We start from the raw sequence: 14381 nt of genomic DNA, 5'->3' as shown, positions 1-14381 counted from the left end.
TCATCGAGAATTCGAGAGTTGAAGTCAACGAGTTTGGCGAGTACCTCGGGGGAGGGTGCGAGCCAAGGGGAGCGACGGGCAACCGTCGCTCCCCTCTTAATTTCTGCGCCAAATTTCACTGCCGATGCGCGGTTGTAGCAAACCATTTTTGCGATAAGCTAACCTCCACGGTCCGGAAGTCCCATGTCCTCCCCTGCCTTTACGCGCACCATTTTCCACCTGGACATGGACGCCTTCTTTGTCTCGGTTGAGGAGCTGTTTGATCCCGGGTTGAAGGGCAAAGCGGTCGTTGTGGGGGGTCAGCGGGACGAACGCGGCGTGGTCTCTGCGGCGTCGTACGAGGCGCGCAAGTTCGGAGTGCATTCGGCCATGCCGTTGCGCACGGCCGCGCGGCTCGCGCCCCATGCCATCTTTGTTGATGGCCATCCCCAGAGGTATCGCGAATACTCCGACCGAGTTTACGGCGTGCTGCAGCACTTCTCCCCCAAAGTAGAGATGGTCTCGATTGATGAGGCCTATCTCGACATGACCGGCACCGAACGTCTTCATGGACCGCCTTTGCGGGCGGCGGCGAACCTGCATCAGGCGATTCAGGCGGAAACAAAATTGAACTGCTCGATTGGCATCGCAACCTCCCGACTGGTGGCAAAGGTCTCTTCCGATCAAGCCAAGCCCAACGGTGTGCTCTGGGTCTTGCCCGAAAACGAGGCGCGCTTTCTGTCGCCACTGGAGATTCGGCGTATCCCGGGAGTCGGCAAGGTAACGGAGCAAAGCCTGCATGGGCTTGGCATTCGCACCGTCGGCGATCTCAGTCGCTTCGATGAAAATTTTCTGCAAGAGCGCTTTGGCAAATGGGGATTGGCACTGGCCGGCAAGGCGCGCGGCGAAGACGCCGGAGGCTGGTTCGATTCCGAGGTGGGCGCCGACGAAGATCCCAAATCTATCAGCCACGAACATACCTTCTCTGTGGATACCGCCGATCCGCAGGTTTTGGAATCCACCCTGGCACGCTTGACGGAGATGGTGGCGCGACGGCTGCGCGAGGCAAAGCTGCACGCTCGAACCATTCAACTCAAGTTGCGTTACTCCGACTTCAGCACCTATACGCGGGCGCATTCTTTGCCGCACTCGACGCAACTTGATACAGAAATTCTCGAGCAGGTGCGCGGGCTTTTCCGTGCAAACTGGCGAAAGGGAGCGGCGGTGCGGCTCCTGGGAGTGCAGGTCTCTTCCTTCGGCGACTCTGAAGGCCAGCTGGACCTGCTCGATGGCGAGCGCAATCAGCGCTGGCGGCAAGCACTCTCCGCCGCGGACCACCTGCGCGATAAATATGGCGAATCGGCGGTGTCGCTTGGCGGCGGCCTGAAGGCGCGTTTCCGCGAGCGTGTGCACGAGAACCCTGCGGGTTTGCCCGGCAAAAAACCGAAAGGCCAATGAACACCCGGACGAGCGTGGCCTGGCGAAGCACTCGCTTGACACTCTCTGTCATTCCGCAAACCGCATTTCGCTCACGTTACCAACGGCAGAAACAGTCGACCTCCGAGAAGCTCATCCAATCAGTCACTTACGCCCTCCCGGAGATTGGTACCCCAACTGCACTCTCCACTTCCGGTGTAAGTCGTTGAGTACTTCGGAGCGAGGAACCAAATGTCCGCGTTGCAATCCGTGCAGCAATACTCCACTACTCGTCGTTTCCCGCGCTACGTGGTTGATCGGTCCGTGAGCGCGCTGCTGCAGTGGGAAGGCTCTCCCTATCTGACGCTTGCCGGACGCTGCCGGGTGATGAGCGAAGGCGGCATGGGAATCGTACTGCCGCAGCAGCTGAACATTGGACAAGTAGTGTTTCTGGAGTTGGCAAATGCACTGCGCGTCTATGGGGCAGTTCGCAATCTGCATGGATTCACCCACGGCTTCGAATTCGTTCTGCTGCGAGATGCGCAGCGGAGCTCGATTCGACGCCTGTGCGGCTCGTGGAGCACATTGTAAGGCCGCGTAATTGCGGAATCGGGTAATTTGACAGCCGATGTCATCCACCCCAGCCCCGCAGGGGCGGAACAGAATTTAGCCCAGCGCGTAAGCGCTGGGTAGACCGCCACAATTAACCCGAGCCCCGGAGGGGCGACACCCAACCGCTACTTCGCCTCGGCGCGTCGCTCGGCGCGCATATCACGCTTATTCATGCAGGCGATCTGGAGCGCGAAGAGCATGAGCGAGGCGGTTTTCGGATTCAGCTTGTTTCTAAGGAGCTCCCGCAGGATCTGCATCAGCGCAAACTGGATAGAAATGGCGTCCTCCAGGATGGGAAATTCAGTCATCTCCTCCAACGTGCGAAACCCGCGTGCACGGGCGGAGCGGGTAAACGAGCCCCGGCCGGGGTCGTGGAAGTAGCAGAATTTCTTGGTACGGAGCGCGGGCGAGCCGCACGGCACGCCATTGGGCTTGATGTGCTGGCAACTGGGAATTACGACCTCTGGCATAGTCTCCTTCTTTCTTCCTTCAAGCATTTACTTCAAGCAAAAAAAACAGAGGGCACGATCGACGGGCAGGCGGTTGGGAATGGCAACCAACGTGTGACGCATACCCCCCACCCCCCTCCCCTGTCGCCGCAGTGGAATCAAAGATTTGGAGCATGGTCGGGGTGTAAATCTTTGGATCGAGAGCGCTTGCTGGAAAACCTTGAGCGACAAGCAGTTAGTCTTTTCCAAAAATAGGTACACGAGCAACGTAGCGATTTGCGTGGATATTGTGCAAGGGAAAACTTCACTGAACAGTTTGCGCTTGAGCTTTATCTTCGGCGGGGAGTCCCAAATCGGGAAGGCCCTTGACAACCTTCATGGTTTCCAAGCTGATAGTGATCACTTGGCCGATCAAGCGGACGATATATTCGGGATCATCAACTCGGTTCGGGTCATTCACAATGCCGCTACGCTGGTCGGTGCTGACCTGATACTGATCAATGATCCATTCCAAGGCTGAGCGGTTTCCGAGGCGGTACTCGAACGCTTCCGAAGGAATACCCCTCAAAGTCAGGAACCGGTTGTAGAAGACAGATGTTTTGTCGCGACTTAGCCGCATTTTTTCAACACGCCAGTCGAGTTTTTCTCCTGGCTTTTCCATCTTTTCTAGCGGATATTCTTTCTGCTTTTGGTAATTAATATGCAGGCCAGCCAGGCGCTCGCCTGCATTGGAGAAGGCATTGAAGTCAGGCGCAAAGGGGATATGGGGCAGTTCTCGTTTTAGATTCGCTTGGTAGCGCTCGCGATATGCTGGATGATGCAGAATGGCATAAACATAATAAAAGATTTGCCATTTGTTGATTGAAGCGTTGTAGTGGGAACGGAACTGGTCCAGTGCCCAGTCCGTGATGTTCTCCCGGCGGTTACCGCCACTTTCAGCATAGGTATAGAAGGGAAAGCACTGTGCTTTCTCGAATGCGAAATCTAGTGCCGGAATGCGAGCCGTTACAAAACAGCTGTATCCCATACGGTTGCCAATGCCGGGCAAACAGATAGCCCGGTTCTCTTGCTCCGAGTTCTCGTCAGGAAAAATGGTCGGGAACTGATAGACACTGTTGTTGAGTAACCTGTCAAAATAGAAGGTGCATTCGGTGAAAGGGCGGTACAATGCCCTCCTGATCCGAGTCGTAGTGTACTCAGCAAGCTCGCCGCGCTTAGCAGCAGCTTTTAGATCCCCACTCCAACCGATGCGTCTTGGATCGGGGTCCAGAAACTCATCGATATTCTTTGGTTGAGGATTCGCATGGCGGAGCCGAATGACTTCCCGATTATAGTTTTCGACCATGCGCTGCATGTTTGCTTCTAGATTACTACGCGAAAAATTGTAGACCCACGCGTCGCGGTTGGTTTTTACGCCGTTGCTAAATACGCCATATATTGTGCGCCCTTCGTCGGAAAATTTGGTTTCTTTATTTCCGAGGGGCAGGAACAAGCCGAACTCTTTCCGCAGCCCGGTCGTAAGCCAGTTGAACTTCGAGTCCGGTACAATTCGGCTCCAGTCAATGCGTGCCCTGGCTCCTGCGGCATCGAGAAAATTGTATTTTTGCTCTTTACGCCACCATTCGTCCACTCGGGCGTACCATAATTCATGTTCCTGACTCGCGGACATTTTGTGTCGTATGAACAAGCTAATTCCTACACCGACCTGGATTCCGAACACGTTGTTTATCGTTCCCGAGAGCTTGGGGTTCTTTCTAACGTTTCCGCCCAAGTCAAGAAGATATATCGAGCTGAAATCCTGGGCCAGGTGTTTGCGCATTCCATCAAAGGCAGCTTGATCTATGAAGCTGTTATTGGTCACAAATGCCACGATCCCCTCTTCGCCGATGCGGTCAGATGCCCAGCGTATTGCCTTTACATATGGGTCATTGACCGCGATGGTAAGACCTGCCTTGGAATCTTTCCGGTACGTGGAAGATATTTTGGCATCCAGCGTGCGATATTTTCTATTTTTGTTGTTATCGTTTTCGTCCACCTGCCAGGCGTTATAAGGCGGATTGCCCAGAATGACAAAAATCGGAGATTCTTTCTGTCGCCTCACGCGTACTGCATTTTCGGCGGTCATAAATCCGAGCGATGGCTGCTCTGGCTCAGCAAGCTCGAATGTGTCCACAAGACAGATTCCAGGAAATGGCTTGTACTCACCTATGCGCTCCAAATATTCGTGTTCGATATTCATGCTGGCAAGATAGTAAGGCAAAAGCATGACCTCATTGCAGTGGAGTTCATTTCCGTACTTATGCGGCAGGGCGGAGGTCTTAATTTCCTTCATCACGCGCATGATGAAATTGCCAGTGCCCACGAATGGGTCGAGAATATGTACTTCCTTGTCGCTTAAGGAGCGGCCAAATTCCTTCTGCAGGATTTCCTCGACACTACGCACCATAAAATTAACGATGGGTTGCGGCGTATAGACAATTCCATGGGTATCTGCTTCTTTAGGCGAATAGCCCTGGAAAAAGCGCTCGTAGACCGTGTTCAAGAACGTTTGTTTTTCCGAGTAGTCCTTGGCATCTTGGGCGTTTAGTTCGATGGCCTTGTAAAAACGATCAAGGTCGCGCAGGAATGCATCCCGGTTGAAAGCCCGCGCGGTGAGGGTGTATATGACTTTTTCAATCTCGACGGCGATGACATTGCGGCGCGTAAAATCAGGATTATCGAAAATTTTGCGGAAGATGCGTTCCGTGAGAAGGTGCTGGATGAGCATTCCTTCAACTGCATCTTTGCTGAGGTTGGGATTGATTGTTTGGCGGCAGAGTTCATAAAAAGCATCAAAGCTCTCGACGAACGCTAGATTGGTACGCCTTTCCCTTTCGATGAGTGCTTTTGCAGCGTCTCCAATCTCAGGCAGCCGAGATGAAAAATCTTGAACCGCGTCCTCCCATTCCTGATGGTGGGGCTCGCGGTAGTCGAAGAACTGTTTAAGAACATCGACCAACGCCTGCGGACGTGATATATCTTCGTCGAGTTTGCGAACACCGCCCTGCCAGAGAATGGCGCGCTCGGGCGCTTGGAATAGCATGTTTGTTCGTGGGTAACCGAGCTCGAGCTTCCTTTGCGCCTCCTTGGCGAGGTCGTCATGTTCGTCCTTGGCTTCCCAGTAGCCACGGGCAAGACGGAATGTGTCGAGCAGGGCGCCGTCAACCCGAAGCGGTGACGCCTTTGGCCGCTTGAATAAGTATTCCGGAACTAGTGTCCAGTCAAACTGACGGGCGCACTTCTCCAGTAGGGCACCGAAGGCGGAGCGAACTGCCATTTCGTGGTCGACGTACAGATGTCCATATTGACCAAGGGCGGCGTAATAATCTTTAACCGGCTTGTGGTTGGGCTTGAGATTCAGGTGTTGCATATTAGATGGTGGGCACAGTCTAGCATTGGAATAGGGCGCGGGGGTTGTTTTAAGGATTCCGTTCCGGTTCTAGTGGTCAGGTGTTAGCTGGGCGGCTCGTTGGAGCTAAACGCAAGGTCCTGACGTTCGGCGCTCTTCTTTTTTAGTCGCGCCTCACTCAGGATGACAGGGTGTTAGCAGTTGGGCAAAACGCGTGCAGAAGTCCGTAACCGGAGGACTTACGTGTATCGCTAGTCACCGGCTCTTGCCTGTGGCTGCCAGTCGGCAAACACCCTAGCCACTTCTTCAGCCCAGCACTTCTCAGGGTCATCTACGTTCCGCCCGAGCTCCCGTGCTAGCGCGAAAAATCCTCGACCGGGATGGCCGTCCGACTTGTGAACTACAATCGCAGTTATCATGCCACGGCCCGCAGCATCTTCCTCGAACGACAACTGTCCGAGAAAGTTTCGAAACTCCGTACCGTGCGGGTCGAAGGAGATACGGTGCAGCTCAGCAGCGAATTCACCGTATTGGATCATAACGCCGCCGCGCGCTCTGAGGATGAGAATCGCGAGGCCTTCCTTCTTGGCAGCGTCCCACAATTCTCTTGGGTACCCAAACGTTGCATTTAGATCCGATGTAATCATGCGATCACCGGGTGACTTCGACGGATGTCGCCACCATCCTGATGCCAAATTATCTTACTCCTAGCTCGGGCGGCTTGCGAGAAAGGGCTGCGATCCTCCGCTGCTTTTTGTAAACCGTAGGTGTAGGTCCCTGGACGGGCGTTGCCCAGCTGGAATTTCCCTCTCCACTCCACTTTCCCCTTGCTTAATATCCCGCGATTTCTCCAGACTACTTCTGTGCTCTGCTTGCGAGCACCGTCAGTTTTCTAGACCACTTTTTTGTAGACCACAGGGGATAGGTTCCGCAATGCAATTGCCAAAGTCGGTGCCACGTTGTTCTCACAAACACATCAATGGACTGCGCTGCGGGTCGCCCGCGATGCGCGGCAAACTCTACTGCCACTTCCACCAGAGTTTCCGCCAACGTCCGCGCCGTCGCACGAGCGCTCGTCCTGTAGGCACTATTCAGCACCCCATTATTCAGCACCCCATTGCACTGCCGCCGCTGGAGGACGCTGCCGCCGTCCAGGTCAGCCTGATGCGCGTGCTCGAAGCCATCACCACCGATGCCCTCACCGAGCGCAAAGCCGGCCTCATGCTTTACGCCCTGCAAACTGCTGCCCACAATCTGAAGCAGATCCAGCCCGACGTCGCCGAAGCCTTGGTTCGCCAGGACTATCCTGAGACTGCTGGTGAGCTGCTCTCCATCAAGCAACACGAAGAGTTGAACGCCAACGGCGGTAGCCTGGTTTCCGTCCTGCTCAAACGCCTCGACTTGGTGGAGGAGGACGACCCGCCGATCTAGCCTTGGAGCAGAGGCCCCCAACCGCCTGCGATAAACTACAGGCGCGCCCGCGCTGGTATGAGCGGCGGACGCTGAGAGCGAGCGATGAAATATCGGCAACTGGGCAGGACGGGGCTCGAGGTGAGCGAGATTGGTTACGGCGCCTGGGGAATTGGGAAGAGCGAGTGGATGGGCGCCGAGGATGAAGTCTCCCTCAAGTCGCTGAAAGCGGCGCGCGATGCCGGGGTGAATTTTTTCGACACGGCACTGGCCTATGGCATGGGCCACAGCGAACAACTTCTGGCGCGTGCATTCGGAAAATCCAAGGACGTGGTTATTGCCAGCAAAGTGCCGCCCAAGAATTTCGTCTGGCCGGCACAACGAGGCACCCCGCTGGAGGAAGTTTTTCCAAAAGAGTACGTCCTCTCCTGCCTGGATAAGACCCTAAAGAACCTGGGACGCGAACACGTGGATGTGTACCAATTCCACGTGTGGACCGACGAGTGGGCGAAAGAACAAGAGTGGCTGGACACGGCCCGCGAGATCAAGAGCTCGGGCAAGGCCAGGTTCGTAGGGATATCCATCAATGATCACCAGCCCGACAACTCGCTGAAAGGTCTTGAGACCGGACTCCTTGATACGGTGCAGGTGATTTACAACATTTTCGATCAGGCTCCTGAAGACAAGCTGCTTCCCTACTGCCAAAAGAACAAGATTGGGGTGATCGCCCGTGTGCCCTTCGACGAGGGCAGCCTAACGGGCAAGATTCGGCCGGAGACGAAGTTTCCGGAGGGCGACTTTCGGCACCAGTATTTTGGGGGAGACCGCAAGCAACAAGTATGGGAGCGCGTGCAGCGGCTGACGAAAGATCTTGGTATTACTCCGGAGCAGCTGCCGGAGATCGCGTTGCGCTTCTGTCTGAGCCACCCGGCGGTTTCGACGGTGATACCGGGAATGCGTACGCCGGCTCACGTGGGCCCGAATGCCGCGGCGTCGGATGCGGGGCCGCTGCCGCCCGCGGTGCTCCAGAAGGTCCGAAAGTATCGCTGGATCAGGAACTTCTACGAGTAGGGGCGCGGGCGACTGACGACGAGCTTCGGCTGCGTTCCCGAGGTGCGAGAGCCATGGCCTCATCCAGAGCCCGCTTCTCGCCGGCGGTAAGCAATCGAGAGCCGCGCTTGGGTAGGTCTCCCAATTGAAGTGGTCCGACGGCGATGCGCACCAGCCGCAGAACGTCGACGCTGAGATGCGCCAGCAGGCGGCGGATGTGGCGGTTCTTGCCCTCATCGAGCACAATCTCGAGCCAGGTATTGCGCTGGCCGATGCGAATCATACGGGCAGCTTTGACGCGGAGAAAGTCGCGTTGATCGCTGACGCCCTGGCGCAGAGTCGTGAGCAGCCTGGCGTCTGCTATGCCGGCGATCTGCACGTGATAGGTCTTTTCGAGGTGACTCTCCGGCGAGGTGATGCGCGCCGCCCACTCTGAATCGTTGGTCAGCAACAGCAGACCTTCGCTGGCTTTGTCCAGGCGGCCCACGGGCGCGAGCCATGGCAGGTTCGGGGAGAGGAGTGAATAGACGGTGTCGCGGCCTTTTTCGTCGGAAGCGGTCGTGACGACGTTACGGGGTTTGTTAAGCATGAGGTAAGTCTTGGGGCCGGCAGCGATCGGCTGGCCGTCTACTTCGATTGCGTCGTCTTGCAGGTTGACGGGAGTTTCCGGGTCGTGACGGACGGCGTGGTTGAGCTTGACCTTGCCATCGCGAATTAATCGCGCGGCCTGGGCGCGGGAGCAATAACCAAGTTTCGAGATGGCCCGGGCCAGGCCGATCCGTCGCTGAGTGTGGGGGCGCGGCATAGGGTTCCGCTAGAGTGGATTCAGGCTTCGCTTCTCCAGTGAGTCGGTTATTTTCTGGTCCTGTACTCTTCCCTTCCACTGACCTCCGCGGCCCCTCCAAAAACTCACGGCAGAATGCAGGGTGGCGGCCATGTAGAACAGAGCGGTCACGGGCAGCGTCAATGCCCAGAGCGGATGCAGCCGGTAAAACCTTACGAGCGGAAAATATGTGATTGTCATCAGCGCCCACGCTACGGCCGCGAGCAACGCGGGAAGCGGCCGGGTCGCGAATAGCAACGCCGGAGGAAGAAGGTAGGTGATGGTGAGTCCAAGTAGCGCAACCGCGAGCAGCAGAGTCGAATGCCGCAGTTGGCTGAAGGCGTTGCGCGAGATCATGCGGCCGATCGTGCGAAACGAATCATAGGGGCGGATACTTCTGGCAGAATCTGTGAGCCCCAGCCACACCTTGCTGCCGCTGCCTTTTACGGCTCTGGCGAGAGAACAATCGTCAATAATTTCATTGCGAATGGCTTCGAGTCCTCCGGCGCGAGCCAGGGCTTCAGGGCGGATGAGGAGACATCCCCCGGCGGCTCCGGCGGTGGAGCGCTTGGGATCGGCAATCCAAGAAGGCGGGTAAAGCTGAAAGAAAAAATATACGAATGCAGGAATTAGAAGCTTCTCCGCGAAGCTTTGGCAATGCAATTTCACCATGAACGATGCGAGGTCGTAGCCTCCGGCCTGAGCGATCGCCACCAGAGCAGCTACGTTTTCCGGGCGATACACAATGTCGGCATCGGAAAACATGAAGAATGTGGGATTGAGCCGGCAAGCCGCTTCGATTCCCTGCTGCATGGCCCACAACTTTCCCGACCATCCCGGCGGAAGCGGCTGGCCTTGAATGAGGTTGAACGATGCCGGGCCGCCTCCCTGGCTTACAATTTTTTGAGTTGCCTGGCGAGCAATGTGGACGGTGGCGTCAGTGCTGCCATCATCAACCAACAAAATGTGAAGCGAGCGGTTGCAGGTTTGTTCCAGTAACGATACAAGGTTTGGCTCGATGAAGGCGGCTTCATTCCTTGCCGGGATGATGACCGCAACACTAGCTTTGAGTTCCCCGACTCTTTCTGGTGCTTCTACGCCGACCCGCCAGAATCTTCCGCGCCCAACCAGCAGGTAAATCCACATCAGGCAAACCAGCGTTGCTGCTGCCAGGGCGGCCGGCGTAAAAGGTTGCATGGCGAAAAATTACCACGTTTGCAGCGTTGGGACGGCGGCTTACAACTCCGCTCTCAGCGGGAGCAACCTACTTTATAAGACATAACTGGTGCGGTTACGACGCATTTGCAAGGGATTCAGAGACGGAAAAATGAAGAAAAAGAAAAACCATCGAGGCCTGACACCGCAAGCATTCGGGTTATTCAAAGGAGTGTACAGCCGCGTAGCACGACAACTTGGGGTCGACCGTTCGTATGTAAGCCGCGTGGCACAGGGTGAGCGGCGCTCACAGCGGGTGGAAGATGCCCTGAAGGCAGAGCTGCGGCGCATTCAAAAAGAGCTCCGGGTAGTCGGAAAACCGACGACACGCGGGACCAACGGTCACAAACAGAGCGTGCTGGTAGTGGATGATGAGCAAAATATCGCCAATACTATTGCGCAGATTCTTGATGAACACGGATTTAAGACCCAGGTCGCTTATGGCGGGCGGGAGGCGATCCGGCTGGTACTGCAGGATTGTCCAGACACCGTTCTCGCCGATGTGCTCATGCCACAGATGAACGGAATTGAGACCGCAAAGGCGATCCATGAGATGTGTCCCGACGCGCGAATATTGCTGTTTTCGGGCCAATCGGTTACCAGTGAGTTGCTGAAGACGGCGCTGGCACAGGGATATTCCTTTGAGCTGCTACCAAAGCCGATCGAGCCGGACGTGCTTGTGGGCAAGCTACGGGAGTCTTCGTCTGACGCGTCTTCAGTACTGCTGCCAAGCTGAGGTAACCTCTTCATTCACAGCTCTGAACATTCACCGCTCTGAACCAGCGTTGCAGCGGGTATCGGTGCAGTGACTTTTCGTCGAGCGTCATGTTAGAGTCGCAAGACAAACGTCATTAAGAACTATTGCGCACACACAAGTGCGACTTCCGTTAGTTTTTTAGCGGAATGTGGTGTGAAGCATGGGCTCTCACCCAATTTCTGGCGACCAAGGTCCAAGCTGGATGGGAAACGCGCTACCAACCTCGGAGTCGGCCGCACTCCACTCAAGCTGGGCAGCAGTGCCGTATCCGGTAAAGAAGGACCGGCATTCCAGCCACTCTGTGATCGTTGCGCTGCTCGGGGAGGGAAAGGGCCAGCGTCTGCTCGACGTGGGCGCCGCGCAGGGCGATATGGCGCAGGTGCTTACTACACATGGATACGAAGTGACCGCTCTTGAAGGGGATCCGACCCTGGCAGAAATGGCGCGCCGAAAGTGCCATAAGGTTATTGTGGCTGATCTAGACTATTCACTTCCGAATCTGGAGGGACCATTTGACGTGGTGCTGTGCGCGGACGTGCTGGAGCATTTGAAGAATCCGTTGCGGGTGCTTGTAGATTTGCGGCAACAGCTTAAACCGGAAGGGGTTGCAGTGGTTTCCGTGCCCAACGCCGCGCATCTCTGGGTGCGCCTGCAACTCTGCCTGGGAAGATTCGATTATGCGGAAAGAGGCGTGCTCGACCGCACGCACCTGCGCTTTTTCACACTATCTTCATTTAGACGGCTGTTGCGGGAAGCTGGATTGACAGTCCTCAAGCTAACCACGACACCGGCCCCACTGCCTTTAGTAGTGCCCGAACGTTATCATGGGAGAATGTTAGACACGGTGCATGGCATGAGCGCATTTGTGGCCCGACGCTGGAAGACAATGTTCGCCTATCAATTCGTCGCCCTGACGCGCAAGGGAGCCGCGCAATGAATCCGAAGGTTGTGGTGGTGATGCCGGCATACAACGCGGGCCGCACGCTCCGGATGACTTACGAGGAACTCCCCAAAGACCAGGTGCACCTTGTGATCCTGGTGGATGACGGATCAACTGATTCAACGCTGGACATCGCAAGCAAGCTGAATCTGGAAGTTTTTGTCCACAATCGTAATTACGGTTACGGGGCCAATCAGAAGACCTGTTACACAGAAGCCCTCAACGCTGGCGCTGAAATCGTGGTGATGGTGCATCCGGATTATCAGTATGATCCAACGCTTTTGCCGCAAATCATAGACCCAATTTTGAGCGGCAATGCCGATTTGGTGTTGGGGTCGCGACTCAAGCAGGGATCTGCCGTCGGCCAGGGAATGCCTTGGTGGAAGTACATTGCCAACCGCTTTCTGACGAATTTAGAGAACTGGGCGTTTGGACTCAATCATAGCGAGTATCACACCGGATATCGTGCATTCCGACGCGACGTGCTGGAGACGGTGAATTTCCAGATGAACTCGGATGGGTTTGTTTTCGATCAGGAAATCATTGCGCAGGCAGTGGCGGGACAGTTCCGCATTGGCGAGATTGCCGTGCCGGTGCGCTACTTTGCGGAAGCCTCATCGGCCAGCTTTTTTCAGAGCACGATATATGGTCTGAAGATTCTATGGTTGCTGTTTCGTTTTATGCTCCATCGCTCGGGATTACATCGTTCCCGGCAATTCGAAAGCCTTAGGGCGCGTTATCGCCGGCTGTCCAGTGAGGATCCGGCGGCCGCCGCGATGGGGTCTGCGCCGAAATAATCTGAAAACCCGATAAGCTGCGGGAACTTGATCAGACCGGCGTAGCTTTTTTTTGTCTCCGTGCGGCCAGGTATCGCCGCAGGCCCTCTTCCCAGGCCGACATTTTAATTCCGAGTCGAGAGACCTTTTCCTTGCTCAGAACGGAATAGCTGGGACGGCGCACCGGACTGGCGAACTCGGAACTCGAAACCGGCGAGAGCTTGGGCCGCAGCCCTTCCAGTTCGAATATTTTTTGGGCGAACTGGTGCCAGGAACATTCGCCTTCGGCGGTCACGTGGTAGAGCCCATAGGCATCGGTCTTAATAAGCTGGGCCACGGCTTCGGCCAGATCGCCGGTGAAGGTCGGCGTGAGCACCTGATCGCTCACCACACGGATTTCCTCGGCAGCTGCACCTTTCTTCAGCATAGTTTCGACGAAGTTTCCGCCTTTTCCGGCGCTGCCCGCCACGCCATATAAACCGCATGTACGAACTATGAAGTGGCGCTCCCAAGTGAGCGCCAGCATGTACTCGCCCGCCAGCTTGGAGACGCCATACACATTCAGGGGAGAGGGCCGGTCTTCTTCCAGGTAGGGCTGGCGTTTGGCGCCATCGAAAACATAATCAGTGCTGAAGTTGACCAGCACCGCATTGTGGCGGCGGCAAGCGAGCGCCAGATTGCGGGGAGCGATGGAGTTCACAGAAAACGAAGTCTCTGGTTCGGTCTCGCAAACTTCGACTTTGTGGAAGGCGGCGGTGCTGATCACCGCGTCTGGCTGGGCGGAAGAAATCACGTTCTCGATCTTCCCGGTGTCGCGGACGTCGAGATCGTTATGAGTGAATGGTTTGACTGAAGTTCCCTGAGCGGCGAGCGTGCGATTCAGATCTGTACCCAACTGGCCGTTTGCCCCGATCAGCACTACTTTCATCTGAGTTCCCGCATCTGAGTTCCCGTCGTCCTTAATAGGTGAAGCGATCCGAATCTGGCGACTTCAACCACTCCTGCAAAGTCTGGGCCTGCGCGTCTTTGGGAGAGAGCAAGGGTTTCTCGATGGGCCAGGTAATACCCACCTGGGGATCATTCCAGCGAATGCCGGATTCCGCCTTGGGGTTCCACAGGGCGGTGCACTTATACTGGACCTCCGCAAAATCAGACAAAGCACAAAATCCGCGAGCGAAGCCGGGCGGCGCCCAAACCTGCTTCTGGTTGCCGCTCGAGGCGATGACGCCGAACCATTGTCCCAGAGTCGGAGATCCCTTGCGGATGTCCACAGCAATGACGAATGCCTCTCCGTACGTGACGCGCATCAGCTTGCCCATCGGTGGATCCCACTGAAAGTGCAGGCCGCGAATCACGCCTTTGCGCGAACGCGAATGATTGTCCTGCGGAAACTCTGTAGGCAAGCCAAGCTCACGGAACTGGTCGGCGCGAAAACTCTCCAGGAAGAAGCCGCGTTCATCCTCGAAGACCTGGGGAACAAGCACGAGAACGTCGCGCAGTTGCCGTGACTCAACCTGAATTGCCATGGAGAAGAAAAAGAATAGCAGTAGCAGCAAAGCGAGGCAA

Annotated in this window: 14 protein-coding genes; 7 read left to right on the top strand and 7 right to left on the bottom strand. The window is 56.0% G+C overall.

From position 1 onward, the window contains the following. Nucleotides 1-183: 183 nt before the first annotated feature. Nucleotides 184-1437: a DNA polymerase IV gene (gene dinB / locus VFA76_16960; protein ID HZR33537.1), complete on the top strand. Its 1254-nt coding sequence runs from the start codon at nucleotides 184-186 to the stop codon at nucleotides 1435-1437. 210 nt (nucleotides 1438-1647) lie between these two features. Further along, on the top strand, nucleotides 1648-1986 hold the full coding sequence (locus tag VFA76_16955; protein HZR33536.1) for a PilZ domain-containing protein: 339 nt from the start codon (nucleotides 1648-1650) through the stop codon (nucleotides 1984-1986). A gap of 146 nt (nucleotides 1987-2132) precedes the next feature. On the opposite strand, the gene VFA76_16950 is transcribed toward VFA76_16955, so the two are convergent. From VFA76_16950 to VFA76_16940, 3 genes are all read right to left on the bottom strand, one after another. Next, complete coding sequence (locus tag VFA76_16950; protein ID HZR33535.1) at nucleotides 2133-2477, bottom strand: hypothetical protein; 345 nt, start codon at nucleotides 2475-2477, stop codon at nucleotides 2133-2135. A 283-nt stretch (nucleotides 2478-2760) separates the two neighbouring features. Continuing rightward, nucleotides 2761-5865, bottom strand: a complete 3105-nt coding sequence (locus VFA76_16945; protein HZR33534.1) for a type ISP restriction/modification enzyme — start codon at nucleotides 5863-5865, stop codon at nucleotides 2761-2763. Nucleotides 5866-6095: 230 nt separating this feature from the next. Next, entirely contained in the window at nucleotides 6096-6491 is a 396-nt protein-coding gene (locus tag VFA76_16940; protein HZR33533.1) for a hypothetical protein, read from the bottom strand. Between the two features lie 286 nt (nucleotides 6492-6777). On the opposite strand from VFA76_16940, the gene VFA76_16935 reads away from it, so the two are divergent. Then, a complete protein-coding gene (locus VFA76_16935) occupies nucleotides 6778-7275 on the top strand; it encodes a hypothetical protein (GenBank protein ID HZR33532.1) in 498 nt (165 codons plus the stop codon). Nucleotides 7276-7359: 84 nt separating this feature from the next. After that, nucleotides 7360-8325 (top strand): aldo/keto reductase, encoded by a 966-nt coding sequence (locus VFA76_16930; protein ID HZR33531.1) that lies wholly within the window; start codon nucleotides 7360-7362, stop codon nucleotides 8323-8325. Here the strand turns inward: VFA76_16930 and VFA76_16925 are convergent. Further along, a complete protein-coding gene (locus tag VFA76_16925; GenBank protein ID HZR33530.1) occupies nucleotides 8306-9109 on the bottom strand; it encodes a pseudouridine synthase in 804 nt (267 codons plus the stop codon). The genes VFA76_16930 and VFA76_16925 overlap by 20 nt on opposite strands. Before the next feature lie 9 nt (nucleotides 9110-9118). Further along, a complete protein-coding gene (locus VFA76_16920) occupies nucleotides 9119-10324 on the bottom strand; it encodes a glycosyltransferase (protein ID HZR33529.1) in 1206 nt (401 codons plus the stop codon). 130 nt (nucleotides 10325-10454) lie between these two features. Between VFA76_16920 and VFA76_16915 the strand changes: the two genes are divergently transcribed. From VFA76_16915 to VFA76_16905, 3 genes are all read left to right on the top strand, one after another. Next, nucleotides 10455-11078 carry a response regulator gene (locus tag VFA76_16915; protein ID HZR33528.1) on the top strand — a complete coding sequence of 208 codons (624 nt, stop codon included), beginning with the start codon at nucleotides 10455-10457 and terminating at the stop codon, nucleotides 11076-11078. Nucleotides 11079-11259: 181 nt separating this feature from the next. Continuing rightward, nucleotides 11260-12036 carry a class I SAM-dependent methyltransferase gene (locus VFA76_16910; protein ID HZR33527.1) on the top strand — a complete coding sequence of 259 codons (777 nt, stop codon included), beginning with the start codon at nucleotides 11260-11262 and terminating at the stop codon, nucleotides 12034-12036. Further along, nucleotides 12033-12836: a glycosyltransferase family 2 protein gene (locus VFA76_16905; protein ID HZR33526.1), complete on the top strand. Its 804-nt coding sequence runs from the start codon at nucleotides 12033-12035 to the stop codon at nucleotides 12834-12836. The genes VFA76_16910 and VFA76_16905 overlap by 4 nt, the downstream gene beginning before the upstream one ends. 31 nt (nucleotides 12837-12867) lie before the next feature. Here VFA76_16905 and rfbD read toward each other — a convergent pair whose 3' ends face one another. Continuing rightward, nucleotides 12868-13743, bottom strand: coding sequence for a dTDP-4-dehydrorhamnose reductase (rfbD, locus tag VFA76_16900; protein ID HZR33525.1), 876 nt, complete (start codon nucleotides 13741-13743; stop codon nucleotides 12868-12870). A gap of 31 nt (nucleotides 13744-13774) precedes the next feature. Beyond that, nucleotides 13775-14341: a dTDP-4-dehydrorhamnose 3,5-epimerase gene (rfbC, locus tag VFA76_16895; protein HZR33524.1), complete on the bottom strand. Its 567-nt coding sequence runs from the start codon at nucleotides 14339-14341 to the stop codon at nucleotides 13775-13777. Between the last annotated feature and the right edge of the window lie 40 nt (nucleotides 14342-14381).

It is taken from the genome of Terriglobales bacterium (assembly GCA_035651655.1).
Classification (GTDB): Bacteria; Acidobacteriota; Terriglobia; order Terriglobales; family Acidobacteriaceae; genus DASRFG01.
Note: the sequence above shows the minus strand (reverse complement) of the source record. Positions and strands in the feature narration are given on the sequence as shown.

Bases quoted from the DNA above. Each gene is read 5' to 3' on its own strand.
- dinB (HZR33537.1), top strand. From the start codon at position 184: ATGTCCTCCCCTGCCTTTACGCGCACCATTTTCCACCTGGACATGGAC.
- VFA76_16955 (HZR33536.1), top strand. From the start codon at position 1,648: ATGTCCGCGTTGCAATCCGTGCAGCAATACTCCACTACTCGTCGTTTC.
- VFA76_16950 (HZR33535.1), bottom strand. From the start codon at position 2,477: ATGCCAGAGGTCGTAATTCCCAGTTGCCAGCACATCAAGCCCAATGGC.
- VFA76_16945 (HZR33534.1), bottom strand. From the start codon at position 5,865: ATGCAACACCTGAATCTCAAGCCCAACCACAAGCCGGTTAAAGATTAT.
- VFA76_16940 (HZR33533.1), bottom strand. From the start codon at position 6,491: ATGATTACATCGGATCTAAATGCAACGTTTGGGTACCCAAGAGAATTG.
- VFA76_16935 (HZR33532.1), top strand. From the start codon at position 6,778: ATGCAATTGCCAAAGTCGGTGCCACGTTGTTCTCACAAACACATCAAT.
- VFA76_16930 (HZR33531.1), top strand. From the start codon at position 7,360: ATGAAATATCGGCAACTGGGCAGGACGGGGCTCGAGGTGAGCGAGATT.
- VFA76_16925 (HZR33530.1), bottom strand. From the start codon at position 9,109: ATGCCGCGCCCCCACACTCAGCGACGGATCGGCCTGGCCCGGGCCATC.
- VFA76_16920 (HZR33529.1), bottom strand. From the start codon at position 10,324: ATGCAACCTTTTACGCCGGCCGCCCTGGCAGCAGCAACGCTGGTTTGC.
- VFA76_16915 (HZR33528.1), top strand. From the start codon at position 10,455: ATGAAGAAAAAGAAAAACCATCGAGGCCTGACACCGCAAGCATTCGGG.
- VFA76_16910 (HZR33527.1), top strand. From the start codon at position 11,260: ATGGGCTCTCACCCAATTTCTGGCGACCAAGGTCCAAGCTGGATGGGA.
- VFA76_16905 (HZR33526.1), top strand. From the start codon at position 12,033: ATGAATCCGAAGGTTGTGGTGGTGATGCCGGCATACAACGCGGGCCGC.
- rfbD (HZR33525.1), bottom strand. From the start codon at position 13,743: ATGAAAGTAGTGCTGATCGGGGCAAACGGCCAGTTGGGTACAGATCTG.
- rfbC (HZR33524.1), bottom strand. From the start codon at position 14,341: ATGGCAATTCAGGTTGAGTCACGGCAACTGCGCGACGTTCTCGTGCTT.